The sequence below is a fragment of the Mesorhizobium sp. 128a genome, assembly GCF_053848025.1.
Window position 1 is genome coordinate 189645 of sequence record NZ_JBSPKY010000002.1, and the last position, 14517, is coordinate 204161.

Genomic DNA, 14517 nt, shown 5'->3' on the forward strand with positions numbered 1-14517 from the left:
GATGAGGGGCAGCGCCAACGCCTCATGATTGACTTGGCCATCAAATCTCAGAAGCTACCGCCTGACGCAAATCTCACAAGCCGGCGCCGCCCCTCACCCGCCTGCCGGCATCCTCTCCCCGTAAACGGGGCGAGGGAAGCTAGCCCTGCCACACCCCTTCCTTCCTCAAATCATCCATCGTCCGCGAAATGCCTTCGCGCAGGATGGCCACCATGTCGTCGATCTGCTCGCGCGTAATGATCAGCGGCGGCGACATCACGCACATGTTGATCAGCGGCCTGACCAGCAGGCCGAGTTCATGGCAATGCGCGTCGATGCGTTTGCCGACATCCTTGTCGAGCTGCAGCGGATCCTTGCTTTCGCGGTCGGCGACGCATTCGACGCAGCCCATCAGACCCATGCCGCGGACTTCGCCGACCAGCGGCAGCTCTTCCAGCGTCTTCAGCTGCGCCTGGAAGTAGGGCGCGACATCGCGCGTATGGGCAAGCACGCCGTCTTCGAGGATGTCGAGGTTCTTCAGCGCCACCGCGCAGCCGATCGGATGGCTGGTATAGGTCAAACCGTGGCCGAACATCGCATCGGGATGGTTGGAGCGGCGCATTTCCTGGAGCAGCCGCTCCGAGATGATGACGCCGCCGAGCGGGAAATAGCCTGAGGTGACGCCCTTGGCGAAGGTGATCATGTCGGGGTCGATGCCGAACACGTCGCCAGAGGCAAAGACATGGTCGAGCCGGCCGAAGCCGGTCACCACTTCGTCGGAGACATAAAGGATGTCGTTCTCGCGACAGATTTCGCGGACGCGCTTGAGATAGCCATCCGGCGGCACGACGACGCCGCCCGACGCCTGCACCGGTTCGCCGACGAAGGCGCCGATCTTTTCAGCACCGACACGCGCGACCGTGTCACGGAATTGGTCGACGAGGAAATCGCAGAAGGCCGCAATATCCATGCCCTTCGGACGTCGGAACGGATCGGGCGAAGACAGCTTCACGACGAGATCGTCGGCACCATCCATCCAGTCGCGGTCGCGCGGCCGGCCGTTGAGCGACGCCGACAGATAGGTCGAGCCGTGATAGGCGCCGCCGCGGCTGAGGATCAGCTTCTTTTCCGGGCGTCCGCGCACATTGTTGTAGAACTGCATGAAACGCAGCGCCGTCTCGACAGCCGACGAACCGCCGGTGGTGAAGAAGGTGTGGCTGAGATCGCCCGGTGCATGATCGGCAATGCGCTTGGCGAGTTCGGCCGAGGGCGCGTTCATCGTGTACCAGGGCGTGTTGTAGGACAACATCATCGCCTGGTCGTACATCACCTTGGCCAGCTCCTCGCGGCGGTGGCCGACATTGATGCACCACATCCCGGCCGGCCCGTCGATCAGCCGCTTGCCGGTGACATCGGTGATGTAGATCCCGTCGCCTTCGCCGATCAGCGCGCGTGCCTCGGCGCCGACCGAGCCGGCATAAGGCCAGGGCTGGACAAGATGGCGCTTGGCGAGCTCGACCGAATCGTCGTCGCCAGCCATCTCCATCACTCTTAGGTCTCTTGCAGCCGCCATCATTGCCTCGCAGGTCTGGAGCGTAATTTTCGCTGGACACGAAACGAAGCGACATGCGTTGAAAAGCGGGCCTTTTCACTTCATTTTGAATGTCCGTTCAATCAATATTACAGAAATAGCGCTTGATTTCAATCCACGGATGCGCTCATGATGAAAGGAAGCCGGCAAGCTTGGAGCGCGACCAGAAAATCGCGCTCCGCAAAAAAATTGGGAACAGGCAGCCGGCCGGTCAATGGGAGCATCATGGCGGGACAGTTCGAGCCAGCGACCGAGATCATGCCCGGTGCGCTGCAATGACGGCAGCTGCCGAAGGGGTGCCCGCGCGGCGCATGACTCGAGCAAGGCGGAACGCCCTTCTGCAGTCCGAACCCGCCCAGGGCTTTGCCCTGATCAGCCCGACTTTCCTCTACGCCCTCATCCTTCTGGTGCTGCCGATCCTGGTGGTCTTCGCCCACTCTTTCTGGACGCAGGACTACCTCACCATCGACCACACATTCACGCTGGAGAATTATCGCGTCGCGTTGACCGAGCCGATCTATCGCGATCTTCTGTGGCGCTCGCTCTACATCTCGCTGACGGTGAGTTTTTTCACCGTCATCCTTGCCTATCCGATCGCCTACTTCATCTCGTTCCACGGCGGCCGCCACAAGAGCCTGTGGCTGTTCCTGATCACCATCCCGTTCTGGACCAGCTATCTCCTGCGCGTGATGTCATGGAAGGTGATCCTCGGTTACAACGGCGTGCTCAATTCCGGACTGATGGGGCTCGGCATCATCGACGAGCCGTCGACAGCGCTGCTCTACAATTCCAGCGCCGTCATCATCACCTTGACCCATGCCTGGGCGGCCTTCGCCATCCTGCCGATCTTTGTCTCCTTGGAAAAGGTCGACCGCACCCTGGTCGAGGCGGCGACGGATCTCGGTGATGGTCCACTGCGCTCCTTCCTGCGCGTGACGCTGCCGCTGTCAGCGCCGGGCGTCATCTCGGCCGCGTTGATCGTCATGATTCCAACCGTCGGCGACTACGTCACGCCGAAGCTTGTCGGCGGCAAGGACGGTGTCATGATCGCCAACGCCATCCAGGCGCAGTTCGGCAAGGCATCGAACTGGCCGCTGGGTGCGGCTCTCTCCGTCACCACCATGCTGGTCGTCTCGCTGATGGCGGGCGCCACGGTGCTGATCATCCGCGCATTGCAGAGGCTGGCGCGATGACGGCGATGCGGCGCTTCCTTGCCGGCGGCTGGCTGACCGCCTACGCCTTCCTCTACATCGTCTTTCTCTATCTGCCCGTGATCTTCCTGCCGATCTTCTCGATCAACACCGCGCCGACGCCGAAGTTTCCCCTCACCGGCTATACGCTGAAATGGTACGAGGACCTGCCCAAGACGCCGGCACTGCTGGACGCCGCCTGGAACAGCCTGATCGTCGGTGTCTCGGCATCCGTGCTGGCGACGCTGCTCGGCATCCTCGCCGCCCGCTCGATCACCCGCTACCGCTATCCCGGCCGCCGCACCATCAACGGCCTGATCATGGCGCCGCTGGTGCTGCCGGAAATCATCCTCGCCATCTCCATGCTGCTGGTCATGCTGCAGCTTGGCCTCAGCCTGTCGCTGTTTACCGTCGTGCTCGGTCATGTCCTGATCTGCATTCCCTATTCGATGACGGTGCTGACCGCCGGCTTCGAGGGCTTCGACCGCAGCCTTGAGGAAGCCTCGGCCGATCTCGGCGAAAGCGCCTTCGGCACCTTCCGGCGGGTGACGCTGCCGATGGTGGCGCCGGCGATCATTTCCAGCCTGCTGGTCTGCTTCACCATCTCGCTCGACGAATTCGTCATCGCCTTCTTCCTGACCGGAACCGAGACGACGCTGCCGATCTACATCTGGGGCCAGTTGCGCTTTGCCGCCAAGCTGCCGGGCGTGCTGGCGCTGGGCACGCTGCTGCTGGTTGCCTCTTTCGTTTTGATGACCGTTGCCGAGATCCTGCGCCGCCGTGTGGCCAGGCGCACCCAGAACGAGGGAGGCCTCTATGCCTGAGCCAACCCAGGCCGAACGGCCCCAGTCCGAGCGGACCCAATCCGATCGATCCATGATCGAAATCCGCGACGTCACCCGCAGCTACGGCACCTTCAAGGCGCTCGACGACGCGACGCTGACCATCAGGGAAGGCGAGTTCTTCTCGCTGCTCGGCCCCTCCGGCTGCGGCAAGACCACGCTGCTGCGCATGATCGCCGGCTTCGACAATCCGACCAGCGGATCGATCTCGGTCGGCGGCCAGTCGATGGAGGGCATACCGGCCAACCGCCGGCCGACCAACATGGTGTTCCAGAGCTACGCCATCTTCCCGCATCTCAATGTTGAGCAGAATGTCGCCTATGGGCTGAAGCGGCTGAAGCTGGGCGCGGTGGAAGAAAAGCGCCGCGTCGAGGAGGCGCTGGCCCAGGTGTCGCTGACCGGGCTGGGCAAACGCCTCGCCACCGAGCTTTCCGGCGGCCAGCGCCAGCGCGTGGCGCTCGCCCGCGCTTTGGTGATGCGGCCCAAGGTGCTGCTGCTCGACGAGCCGCTGTCGGCACTCGACAAGAAGCTGCGCGAGCAGATGCAGGTCGAACTGCGCCGGCTGCAGCAGGCGGTCGGCATCACCTTCGTGCTGGTCACCCACGACCAGTACGAGGCGCTAGCGATGTCTGATCGCATCGCGGTGATGTTCGGCGGCAAGATCGCCCAGGTCGCCTCGCCCAAGGAAATCTACCAGCGGCCGGTCAACCGCCAGGTTGCCGACTTCCTCGGCGGCATGAATTTCGTCAAGGCCGAGATCGTTGAGGAGAATGCCGCCTCGCTGGTCGTCGACACGCTGGGCTTCGGCCGTGTCAGGACGGACAGGCCGAAGGCGTTCGTGCGCAATGGCGGCGCTGCCACGCTGGGCATCAGGCCGGAGCGCCTGCGGGTTCTGTGGGACAATGCGACGGCGAAATTCGAGGTCGCCGGCAAGGTGGTCGAACGCCATTATTTCGGCGAGATCACCCACCTGATCGTCGAGATACCCGGATTGGAAAAGCCGCTATCAGTCACCGAGACCAACGACTTCGGCGCCGACGATATCCCCGTCGGTACCTCGATCCGCCTTGCTTATGATCCTGAGGCGCTGGTGGCTATGGCGGACTGAGCATGCCCCCGAGAGGTGGGAACCGGTTTTCGGAAAAGGTCATGCTCCGCTAAGAGTCTGAAGTGCGGTCAAAATTTCTTTGGCGGCGATGCGCCCCATCACGATCGCGCCTTCGACATAGCCCGGAAAGGACGGCGACAGTTCCGATGATGCGAAATGAACAGGAGCCGTGCCGGCACGGATCGTGCGCTCGGCATCCCGTGCCGTCACATCGACAATCAGGTCGCTATAGGCGCCCCCGCTCCAGTGGTCTTGTGTCCAGTCGCGCTGGCTGAAATCGAGAATGTCCGCCGCGTCCGGACCAAGAGCCGCCACCAGCTGCGCCGCTACTTCCGCGCGCAGCGCAGCATCGTCGAGTGGGCGCCAGCGCAGTGCCAGCGGTCCGCCGACGAAGACGACCAGCGCCGCATGTTGCGCATCCTTGCTGGCGTCGCAGGCGAACAGACCCGGCAAGTCGCGCCACATCACCATGCCGCACAGATCGCGCTTGCGCCAGAACGGCCTGGCATAGCGCACCAGGATCTTGATCACCGCGCCGCTTTCCCAGACGCTAAGCGCCTTGCCGAGAGCTGGCGGCAAGGCGGGCGCGAAATCGAGCGTCGCGGCGGTTGCCGGCGGCAGCGCGAGCAGCACTTTTCGCGCTTCAATGGCGCCTTTGGTCGAGACGACACGAACTCCATGTGGACCGTGCTCGATGCGCACGACCGCGTCGTCCAACCGCATCCGGTCGCCGAGGTCGCCGGCGAGGTCCTCGGCCAGCGATTGCATGGTCTCGCGCAAAAAATACTGCAGCTCGAAGACTTCGTTGGTGATGCGACGGTCATTGTCGATCAGGTACCACAGTGGCACCTTGTCCGCTGCCAGGCACCACAGTCCTTCGACCAGCGAGCGAAAAGCAGCCTTGGCGTCAGCCGCATCATGCTGTTGTTCCAGCCAGGTCGCGACGGTCAGCCCGGCGATCGAGGGATCGTCCGGCTCGATCCTGTTCATGCGCTCACGGATCGCCATTGAGGCGTGGTAGGTGCGCTCGGCCCGCGCCGGGGTCATCGACGGATGGGTGATGAAATCGCCATTCACATAAGTCTCGACAAAGGCCTTGCCGCGGGCCGCGGCCAGCGCCGTTACCTCCGGCATGTCTTCGCAAAAAAACTGGCCGCCGCTGTCGATCCGTTCGCCAAGCCCGTTGCGAACCGCTTCCACTCTGCCGCCGACGCGGTCGCGCGCTTCAAGCAGCAAGACATCGATGCCGGCCTGCTTCAGCACAAGCGCAGCCGACAGGCCGGTGAAACCGGCGCCGACGATGACGACGTCGGTTCTTTCGGTCTTGTCGCTCAATAGCCGGCCTTGATCTTCTCGAATTCGGTGACCATGCGCTGCTTGAGCTCGGGCGGGACCGGTTGCTGGAACAGCGTCTTGTCGAGGAACTTGTCGAGATTGTCGAAGCCGCGGTCGGTCAGCACCTGGTGGTCGATCGCCGCCATGCCGGCGCTGTTGCCGTGGCCGTAGCCGAAGGTCTTGACCAGATAGTCGGACACGGCATGCGCGTTGACCGCGCTGAGGAAATCATAGGCCTGGTCAAGCTTGCCCGGCGCGTCTTTCATCAACACATAGCCGCACACCCAGGTCGAAATGCCTTCCTTGGTGTCGCGGTTCATGGCAATCGGCATGCCTTGCCCCTTGAGCGTCACGAAGGTCTCGTTCCAGCCCCAGACGAGGTCGACCTCATTGCCGGTAAAGGCCTGGTTGAGATCGGTGTCGTCGGTCCAGTAGAAGCGGACGTTCTTGTGGACGTCGCGCAGGAAGGCAGAGGCCTCCTGGAATTGCGCGTCGGTCATCTTGGTCCAGTCCTTGAGGCCGATGACCAGGCTTGCCAGCGCATAGGCATCGTCGACATTGTCGCCGATGGTGACGCGGCCCTTGAATTTCGGATCGGCAAAGACCCTCAGCGACTCCGCCTCTTCAGCCGTCACCTTGTCGGTGCGATAGAGAAGCGAGGTGTTACCCCAGTCGAACGGCATGAACCACGCCTTGCCGTCCGCGGTGACGGCAAGATCCTTCATCGCCATGATGCCGGGGTTGAGATCCTTCCAGCCGGCGATACGGCTGGTGTCGAGCGGCTGCAGAATACCGGCCTCGCGCCATTTGGCGACGCTTTGCGAGCAGGGATGGGCGATGTCGGCCTTGAAGCCGGCCCGCATCTTCTCGAAGGCTTCGTCCTCGTCGCCGAAGAAAGCGAAGGTCGGCTCGGCGCCGTATTTGGCGGCGTAGTCGGGATGCAGCAGCGGATCCTCATAACCCGACCAGTCGAACACGACGAGGTCGCCACCGCCCTCGGCATAAGCCAACACTGCGCCGGCACCCACAGTCACGGCAGCGGCAAGGGCAAGGCGGCGAAGCATGGAATTCATGGCGCGAAACTCCTCGTCGCTAAAAGCGCCGGGCGACGTTACGGAATTTCGGCGACCTTGGCGAGACCGTCTGCCCGGCGCAATGACGGGCAGACGGATGAAGCCGAACGCGCTTTAGTAGCCAGCCTTGATCTTCTCGAATTCGGCGATCATCTTGAGCTTGAGCGCCGACGGGACCGGCGATTGGAACAGGGTCTTGTCGACGAATTTCTGCACGTCGTCATAGCCCTTCTCCTTCAGGATCGCCTGGTCGACGCCGGCCATGCCTTTGGCGTTGGCCTGGCCATAGCCCCAGTCCTTGACCAGCACCTTGGCGGTCTCGGGATCGTTGATTGCGTTCAGATAGTCATAGGCCTTGTCGACATTGTCGGGTGCGTCCTTGAACAGGACATAGCCGCAGACCCAGGTCGAAATGCCTTCGTCGGTGTCCTTCTTGGCCTTGATCGGCACGCCGGCAGCGACCGACTGTACCGTCGCATCGTTCCATGCCCAGGCGAGATCGACCTCGCCGCCGCTCAGCAACTGCACGACGTCGGTGGTGTCGGTCCAGTAGGAGCGCACATTCTTGTGCACCTGCCGGAGGAAATCGGACGCCTGCTTGAACTGGTCGTCCGTCATCTTGGTCCAGTCTTTCACCCCGATGGCAAGGCTGGCCAGCGCATAGGCGTCGTCGACATTGTCGCCGATCGAGACGCGCCCCTTGAACTTGGGATCGGCGAAGGCCTTGAGCGACTGCACATCCTTCTCGTCGATCTTGGAGGTGTTGAAGGTGACCTGCGTGTTACCCCAGTCCCAGGGCATGAACCAGGCCTTGCCATCCGACGTGGTCGCCAGATCCTTCATCGCCATGATGCCGGGATTGAGATCCGTCCAGCCGGTGATCTTCGAGGTGTCGAGCGGCTGCAGCAGTCCGGCCTCACGCCATTTGGTCACGCTCTGCGAGCAGGGATGGCCGAGATCGGCCTTGAACCCGGAGCGCACCTTCTCGAACGCTTCGTCCTCATCGCCGAAGAAGGCGAAGGTCGGCGAGTCACCGTTCTTCTCGACATACTTCGGGTGGAAGCTCGGGTCTTCATAGCCGGACCAGTCGAACACGATGAGGTCCTTGTCGGCGGCAACTGCAAGCGCTGCGGCGGAAGCCGCCAGAGTTGCGGTCAGCGCCAATGTCAGTGTCAGGCGTCGGGTTATGTTTTTCATTCTGTTCCATCCTCTGTTCTGGTTATTTGAGCCCGGCTTGGATCCGCCGGTTGTTGTCAACGTCAGGTGCCTTGCGGGTAATGCTTCGGAAAAGCGGCCGACAGGAATTCGTTTGCCGCCTGCAACGCGCTCTCTCGGGTAACGTCCTCGGTTCCCATCATCAGCCGCAGCCACAGCCCTTCCAGCATGGCGCTCAGCGCCAGCGCCATGACCTGCGGCTCGTAGCCATAACCGCCGCTTTGTTTCAGCGTGGCGCAGAGGTCGATGAATATCTTCTGGTAGGCCGCGTCGCGGGCGCCGCACAGCGCCTGGTAGGTCGGCCGCGACTTGGCCTCGCCCCAGAACGCGCACCAGGCGGCGAGCTTGCGCTTGTTGCAGATCGACCGGTCGAAATCGGCGGCGACCAGCGCCCGCAACTGCCGTGCCGGATCGTCGCCGGCCTTGGTCAGCGCGGCGCGCCAATGCGCGGCATATTCGTCGGCCATGTAGGCAAGCGTGGCGACGAGCAGCTTCTCCTTGCTCTCGAAATGGAAGTTGACGATGCCGCGCGACAGGCCGGCGCCATCGGCGACATCGGCCATCGTCGTTTCCGAATAGCCGCGCTTGGCGAGCGAATCGATCGTCGCTTCGATCAGCTGCTGCTGCCTGACCTCCTTCGACGCCTTGCGGCCGCGTTTTTCCGGTTCGTTTTTTCCAGAAATGTCGGAGGATCGCTCTTCGCGCGCTGCAGCTTTCATCGGTGCCGTCATGCTCCACATTGCCGGCTATCCCACCATAGCCGGCTCCACCCGCGAAGATGAGTGGGACGGTGCTCGCCACTGTCAAGCACCTTCTGCATGGCTTCCCAGGTTCGTATGTTCTTGTCGACATAGGCCGCCCCGACCGCGGCCGCCGCCGTCTGATAGAGCGGTCCTTTCAGCTTTTCCAGCTCGCCGCGCGCGACTTCGCAATACCAGGGATTGCGGTCTTTTACGGCGACATCGGCAAAGCCGGCGCGGCGCATCGCATGCGCATAGCGCGCCGACGACGCCATGGCGAAGGACAGGCCCTCGGCCGCAACATAAGCCTTCATGTCAGGTGACGGCTCGCCGTCATGGCCGATCAGCCAGTCGGAAGCAGCAAAGACGCCGCCCGGTTTCAGCACGCGAAAGATCTCGGCAAACAGCGCGTCCTTGTCGGGCACGTGCAGCAACGCATCCTTGGAGAAGACGACATCGAACGAATTGTCGGCAAAAGGCAGCGGCCCCGGTGGTGCCTGGATAAAACTGACGCGATCGGAAAGCCCACACACGGCGGCGCGCTTTATCGCCGCCTCGATCACTGGGCATTCAATGTCGAAGCCGGTGGCATGGGCGGCGCCATGGCGCTCGACCAGATGCAGCGCGATGCCGCCCGAGCCGCAGCCTATGTCGAGGACGGTCTTACCGCCCAGCGACAGCCCCTCGACCACCCGGTCAACCTCATCAGGCCCGCCCGGCGAAAGATAACCCTCGCCCCACAGCGCCTCGAGGAAGCGGATGGCGGTGTCGTCATATTCTGGCTCGGCATCTGCCGCTTCGATCATCGAACCTCGGTCCGTTCAGCCGAATTCAACACGTTCGATTGCCGGCAAAACGTAGCGCATACCAGAGAAAACGCAAGACTATTTGTTGAACATTCATTCAATATGGCTGGACAAAATGCATGTCGCCATGCCAAATTCCGCGCAATCGGGAACGAGATCACGCAAAAATGAACGCGGATCCCCAAGGGAAAACGGACGCGAATGAAAGCTTGGGACGCGATCATCATCGGCGGCGGACACAACGGCCTGGTCAACGCCTGCTACCTGCAGCGCGCCGGCCTAGACGTGCTGGTGGTGGAGAAGAACGACGGGGTCGGTGGCGCCGCCACCAGCCGCGAACTGACGCCGGGCTTCCTCTACTCCAACTGCTCCTATGTCTGTTCGCTGTTTCGCCCCGAGATCATGCGCGACCTCGAACTGCCGCGCTTCGGCCTCCAGGTCATCTCCTATGAGGGCGGTGCCGTATTCACCCGCGACGGCGACTACCTCGCCAACTACCGCGACCACGACGCGCACCGGCGCGAATTCGCCCGCTTCTCCAAGCGCGACGCCGAAGCCTATGACCGCTATTCGCGCGACGTGACGCGGCAATGCCGCTTCATCCAGCCGCTGCTGATGCGCACTGCGCCCGACCCGACCAGCTTTCGGCCACGCGACATCGGCGAGCTGCTGTATCTGGGTAAAAAATTCGCCTGCCTGTCGGCCGAGGAAATGGCGCTGACGTTGCGCTTCTGGACCATGTCGATCTCGGAATTCCTCGACGAATATTTCGAGACCGATGTCATCAAGGCGAACTTCGCTCTGTCCGGCATCATCGGCACCGCGCTCGGACCGATGTCACCCGGCACGGCTTACGTGCTGCTGCACCATTATATGGGCGAGGTCGACGGCTCCGTCGGCGCCTGGGGCTATGCGCGCGGCGGCATGGGCGCAGTCACCAGGGCGCTCGCCGCTTCCTTTAAGGCCTCCGGCGGCACCATCCGCACCGGCGCCGAGGTCGACCATGTTCTGGTCGGCCGCGGCAAGGCGAAAGGCGTGGTTCTGGCGGGCGGCGAGGAGATTTACGGCAAGCTCGTCGTCTCCAACGCCGACGTGAAGCGCACCTTCCTGAAGCTGGTCGAAGAAAAGGAACTGCCCGATATTTTCCTGCGCCGGGTGAAGAACTTCAAAATTCGCGGCTCATCCGGCAAGGTCAACATCGCGCTGGATTCGCTGCCGGAATTCCCGGCGCTGCCGAAGGATTCGCCGGTCTATCGCGGCGACATGCATTTCACCGATTCGATAGAGCGCATGGAGCGGGCCTATGACGACTGGAAGGCCGGGCGCTGGTCGGCTGACCCGTTCCTCGACATGGTCATCCCGACGACGCTCGACCCGACCATGGCGCCGCCGGGCAAGCATTTCATGAGCTGCTTCGTGCAATACGCGCCGCCCAAGGTGAACGGCCAAGACTGGACCGATGCCGATAGAGACGGCTTTGCCGAAAGCGTGATTGCGCAGATCGCGGAGTACTCGCCAGGCTTCCGCGACCGCATCATCCACATGGAGGTACGTACGCCACGCGAGATCGAGGCCGAGGTCGGCCTCACCGAAGGCAATATTTTCCAGGGCGAACTGACCTTCGACCAGTTGCTGTTCAACCGCCCGGTGCCCGGCTACGCGCAATACCGCTCGCCGGTGGGGAACCTCTATATGTGCGGCTCCTCGACCCATCCCGGCGGCGGCGTCATGGGGGCTCCTGGCCGCAATGCGGCAGCCGAGATCCTGCACGACCTCGCCAGATCGACCTCCCATATGAGCCCTGCCCATGACGTCATTTGATGCAATCGTCATCGGCGGCGGCCATAACGGCCTTGTCGCTGCCGCCACGCTGGCCAAGGCCGGCCGCAATGTGCTGGTGCTGGAAGCCGCCGGCGACGTCGGCGGCGCCGCGCGCACGGAAGATTTCGCGCCGGGCTTTCGCGTCTCCTCGATCGCCCATGTGCTCAACCGCCTGCATCCCGATGTGGTGAAGACGCTCGAGCTGGAAAAGCACGGGCTGCAATTCGCGCGCGGCGATTTCATGCCGTCGGTTGCCTTGTCGAAGGACGGCCCGCCGCTTGTCCTGCACGGCGCCTATGGCGGAGTGCTGACCGGCTCCACCCCGCCCGAACAGTCCGCCTGGAAGGAATTGCGCGCGCAACTCATGCGCTATGCCGGCATATTGAAACCGTTCTTGTCGCGACGTCCACCCGATCTCGCCGGCATGTCGATCAAGGAGACAGCGGCGCTCGGCCAGACGGCGCTGGCGCTGAAGAAACTCGGAAAGGAAGACATGCGCGACTTCCTGCGTGTTCTCCTGATGAACGTCGCCGATCTGCTCGACGAGCAGCTCTCGGATGTCAGGCTGAAGGGCCTGCTTGCCTTCGATGCGACGCTGGGCAGCCATCTCGGTCCACGATCGCCGACCTCGCTGCTCGGCCTCTACTACCGGCTGGCCGGCGAGACTGCTGGTGCGGCCGGCGCGCAGATGCTGCCGAAAGGCGGCATGGGCGCCGTCGTCAGCGCTATTCGGGCAGTTGCGGAACAAGCTGGCGTCACCGTCCGCACGGCCGCACCGGTGGCGAACATCATCGTCGAGAAAGGCCGCGCCGTCGGCGTCGCCCTGGACAGCGGTGAGGTGCTGAGCGCCAAGTCGATCGTCTCCGCCATCAATCCGGCCACCACCATGCTAGACCTCGTCGGGCCGCGCGAGATCGACACCGGCTTTGTGCGCAAAGTGAAGAACATCCGCATGAAGGGCGATGCGGCGAAGCTCCATCTGGCGCTGGACCGGCCGCCGCAATTTTCCGGCGTCGACGCCGCTGGCCACAAGGGCCGGCTGGTCATCGCACCCTCGCCCGACCATGTCGAGCGCGCCTTCAACCCGTCGAAATACGGCGAATTCTCACCCGAACCGGTGATGGAGATCACGCTACCCTCGCTCTCCGATCCATCGCTTGCGCCGAGCGGCGCCTGCGTGCTGTCGGCGGTCGTGCAGTATGCGCCCTACGCGCTGAAAGAGGGCTGGGAGGTCGGCAAGCCAAAATTCCTCAAGGCGATCATGGCGCAACTCGAGGCTTATGCCCCCGGCATCGGCAAGTCAGTGCTGCATGCCGAGCTTTTGACGCCTGCCGATATCGAGACGCGCTACCGCATGCCCGGCGGCCACTGGCACCACGGCGAATTGCAGGCCGACCAGATGCTGATGTCGCGACCTGTCTCAGGTTGGTCGGGTTACGACACACCGGTCCAGAGCCTGTTCCTCGCCGGCGCCGGTTCGCATCCCGGCGGGGGTGTGTCAGGCGCGCCGGGGCTGAACGCAGCGCGGCGCATCGTTGCGATGAAGGGTTAGATCATGGCGCAAGCAACCAAAAGGAAGCCTGTCGCAGCGCAGACGAACTCCATCGTCCCCGCTCGCCTTGCCGCGCAATCGCATTTCCGCACGCTGCGTCTCGGCACGCCGTTCCAGTCGCGCATCGATGCCCTAGCCAAGACCCAGGACTGGTACAATTGGGCCGGCTATCGCGCGCCGCATTCGCTGTGGGACGAGGAGCTCGAATATTTCGCCATCCGCAGCCAGGCTGCTTTGTTCGACATCTCGCCGATGACCAAATACCGCGTCGAGGGTCCGGATGCCGAAGCCTTCCTCGATCGCGTCACGCTGCGCGATGTCACCAAGCTGAAACCCGGCCGCGTCCACTACACCGCCTGGTGCGACGATGAAGGTTTCGTCCTCGATGACGGCACGCTGTTCCGGCTGTCACCGACGCGCTTCCGACTGTGCTCGCAGGAACGGCATTTGCCATGGCTGCTCGACAGCGCGATCGGCTTCGATGTCTCCGTTGAGGAAGAAACCGAAACCGTCGCCGGGCTCGCTCTGCAGGGACCAACCTCGTTTGCCGTGCTGCGCGATGCCGGTTTCGCCGGCGTCGAGAAAATGAAGATCTTCGACCTCGCCGAGTTCCCGCATGACGGCGCAACGGTGATCATCTCGCGCACCGGCTTCACCGGCGATCTCGGCTATGAACTGTTCATTCCAGCCGAAAAGGCGCTCCGCCTCTGGGATCGGCTGATGATGGCAGGCGAACTGCGCGGAATTCGCGCCATCGGCTATACCGCCCTCAACCGCGCCCGCCTCGAGGCAGGCCTGATCGTCGCCAATGCCGATTTCACCACCGCCGAGCATGCCATTCGCGCCGACTGTCTGCGCATGCCGGACGAGATCGGCCTCGGCTTCATGATCGATCTGGAGAAAGGCCATTTCAACGGCCGCCGCGCCATCCTCCAAGCCCGCGCCAAGCGCAAGCTGCGCCATGTGCTGGTCGGGCTGGAGATCGAAGGCAACATCCCGGCCGAGCACGCCATCGTCTATCACAAGAAGCATCAGGAGGTTGGGCTGGTCAGCGCCGCCATGTGGTCGCCGATGGCCAAGCGCAACATTGCCATTGCCTCGCTGGCGCGGCCCTACGGTGATACTGTCGTGGAAGACCTCTGGGTCGAGATCTACGCCATGCGCGAACTGCAGTACCAGAAGCTGATGAAGCGGGCCAAGGTGGTGGCGCGCCCCTTCATCAAGGTGGACCGCCGCACGGCCAATCCGCCGGCGGATTTTTGATC

Annotated in this window: 12 protein-coding genes; 6 read left to right on the forward strand and 6 right to left on the reverse strand. The window is 63.0% G+C overall.

Annotation, left to right across the window (positions count from 1 at the left end):
* Positions 1-139: 139 nt before the first annotated feature.
* On the reverse strand, positions 140-1552 hold the full coding sequence (locus ACWTU9_RS04560) for an aminotransferase (protein WP_455857280.1): 1413 nt from the start codon (positions 1550-1552) through the stop codon (positions 140-142).
* Positions 1553-1845: 293 nt separating this feature from the next.
* Between ACWTU9_RS04560 and ACWTU9_RS04565 the strand changes: the two genes are divergently transcribed.
* The 3 genes from ACWTU9_RS04565 to ACWTU9_RS04575 are packed head-to-tail and all read left to right on the forward strand — an operon-like array spanning position 1846 to position 4710.
* Positions 1846-2763: an ABC transporter permease gene (locus ACWTU9_RS04565; protein ID WP_455857281.1), complete on the forward strand. Its 918-nt coding sequence runs from the start codon at positions 1846-1848 to the stop codon at positions 2761-2763.
* The gene (locus ACWTU9_RS04570) at positions 2760-3584 is read left to right on the forward strand and encodes an ABC transporter permease (RefSeq protein ID WP_455857282.1); all 825 of its coding nucleotides are present in this window, start codon (positions 2760-2762) and stop codon (positions 3582-3584) included. The genes ACWTU9_RS04565 and ACWTU9_RS04570 overlap by 4 nt, the downstream gene beginning before the upstream one ends.
* 52 nt (positions 3585-3636) lie before the next feature.
* Complete coding sequence (locus ACWTU9_RS04575) at positions 3637-4710, forward strand: ABC transporter ATP-binding protein (protein WP_455857542.1); 1074 nt, start codon at positions 3637-3639, stop codon at positions 4708-4710.
* A gap of 39 nt (positions 4711-4749) precedes the next feature.
* Here ACWTU9_RS04575 and ACWTU9_RS04580 read toward each other — a convergent pair whose 3' ends face one another.
* The 5 genes from ACWTU9_RS04580 to ACWTU9_RS04600 form a co-directional block, all read right to left on the reverse strand.
* Complete coding sequence (locus ACWTU9_RS04580; RefSeq protein WP_455857283.1) at positions 4750-6045, reverse strand: flavin monoamine oxidase family protein; 1296 nt, start codon at positions 6043-6045, stop codon at positions 4750-4752.
* Positions 6042-7118, reverse strand: coding sequence for an extracellular solute-binding protein (locus tag ACWTU9_RS04585; RefSeq protein WP_455857284.1), 1077 nt, complete (start codon positions 7116-7118; stop codon positions 6042-6044). The genes ACWTU9_RS04580 and ACWTU9_RS04585 overlap by 4 nt, the downstream gene beginning before the upstream one ends.
* A 114-nt stretch (positions 7119-7232) precedes the next feature.
* On the reverse strand, positions 7233-8315 hold the full coding sequence (locus ACWTU9_RS04590) for an ABC transporter substrate-binding protein (protein ID WP_455857285.1): 1083 nt from the start codon (positions 8313-8315) through the stop codon (positions 7233-7235).
* A gap of 62 nt (positions 8316-8377) precedes the next feature.
* A complete protein-coding gene (betI, locus tag ACWTU9_RS04595) occupies positions 8378-9052 on the reverse strand; it encodes a transcriptional regulator BetI (protein ID WP_454586275.1) in 675 nt (224 codons plus the stop codon).
* Positions 9053-9060: 8 nt separating this feature from the next.
* Entirely contained in the window at positions 9061-9879 is an 819-nt protein-coding gene (locus ACWTU9_RS04600) for a methyltransferase domain-containing protein (RefSeq protein WP_455857286.1), read from the reverse strand.
* Between the two features lie 201 nt (positions 9880-10080).
* On the opposite strand from ACWTU9_RS04600, the gene ACWTU9_RS04605 reads away from it, so the two are divergent.
* Genes ACWTU9_RS04605 through ACWTU9_RS04615 form a run of 3 tightly spaced genes read left to right on the forward strand, consistent with a single transcriptional unit; the run spans position 10081 to position 14515 of the window.
* Complete coding sequence (locus ACWTU9_RS04605; protein WP_455857287.1) at positions 10081-11700, forward strand: phytoene desaturase family protein; 1620 nt, start codon at positions 10081-10083, stop codon at positions 11698-11700.
* Positions 11687-13252, forward strand: coding sequence for a phytoene desaturase family protein (locus tag ACWTU9_RS04610; RefSeq protein ID WP_455857288.1), 1566 nt, complete (start codon positions 11687-11689; stop codon positions 13250-13252). The genes ACWTU9_RS04605 and ACWTU9_RS04610 overlap by 14 nt, the downstream gene beginning before the upstream one ends.
* A gap of 3 nt (positions 13253-13255) precedes the next feature.
* A complete protein-coding gene (locus ACWTU9_RS04615) occupies positions 13256-14515 on the forward strand; it encodes an aminomethyltransferase family protein (protein ID WP_455857289.1) in 1260 nt (419 codons plus the stop codon).
* Positions 14516-14517 lie beyond the last annotated feature (2 nt).

What these genes read in the sequence shown, in the direction of transcription:
- ACWTU9_RS04565 (WP_455857281.1), top strand. Translation starts at nt 1,846, where the DNA reads ATGACGGCAGCTGCCGAAGGGGTGCCCGCGCGGCGCATGACTCGAGCA.
- ACWTU9_RS04600 (WP_455857286.1), bottom strand. Translation starts at nt 9,879, where the DNA reads ATGATCGAAGCGGCAGATGCCGAGCCAGAATATGACGACACCGCCATC.
- ACWTU9_RS04615 (WP_455857289.1), top strand. Translation starts at nt 13,256, where the DNA reads ATGGCGCAAGCAACCAAAAGGAAGCCTGTCGCAGCGCAGACGAACTCC.
- ACWTU9_RS04610 (WP_455857288.1), top strand. Translation starts at nt 11,687, where the DNA reads ATGACGTCATTTGATGCAATCGTCATCGGCGGCGGCCATAACGGCCTT.
- ACWTU9_RS04570 (WP_455857282.1), top strand. Translation starts at nt 2,760, where the DNA reads ATGACGGCGATGCGGCGCTTCCTTGCCGGCGGCTGGCTGACCGCCTAC.
- ACWTU9_RS04575 (WP_455857542.1), top strand. Translation starts at nt 3,637, where the DNA reads ATGATCGAAATCCGCGACGTCACCCGCAGCTACGGCACCTTCAAGGCG.
- ACWTU9_RS04585 (WP_455857284.1), bottom strand. Translation starts at nt 7,118, where the DNA reads ATGAATTCCATGCTTCGCCGCCTTGCCCTTGCCGCTGCCGTGACTGTG.
- ACWTU9_RS04560 (WP_455857280.1), bottom strand. Translation starts at nt 1,552, where the DNA reads ATGGCGGCTGCAAGAGACCTAAGAGTGATGGAGATGGCTGGCGACGAC.
- ACWTU9_RS04605 (WP_455857287.1), top strand. Translation starts at nt 10,081, where the DNA reads ATGAAAGCTTGGGACGCGATCATCATCGGCGGCGGACACAACGGCCTG.
- ACWTU9_RS04590 (WP_455857285.1), bottom strand. Translation starts at nt 8,315, where the DNA reads ATGAAAAACATAACCCGACGCCTGACACTGACATTGGCGCTGACCGCA.
- betI (WP_454586275.1), bottom strand. Translation starts at nt 9,052, where the DNA reads ATGAAAGCTGCAGCGCGCGAAGAGCGATCCTCCGACATTTCTGGAAAA.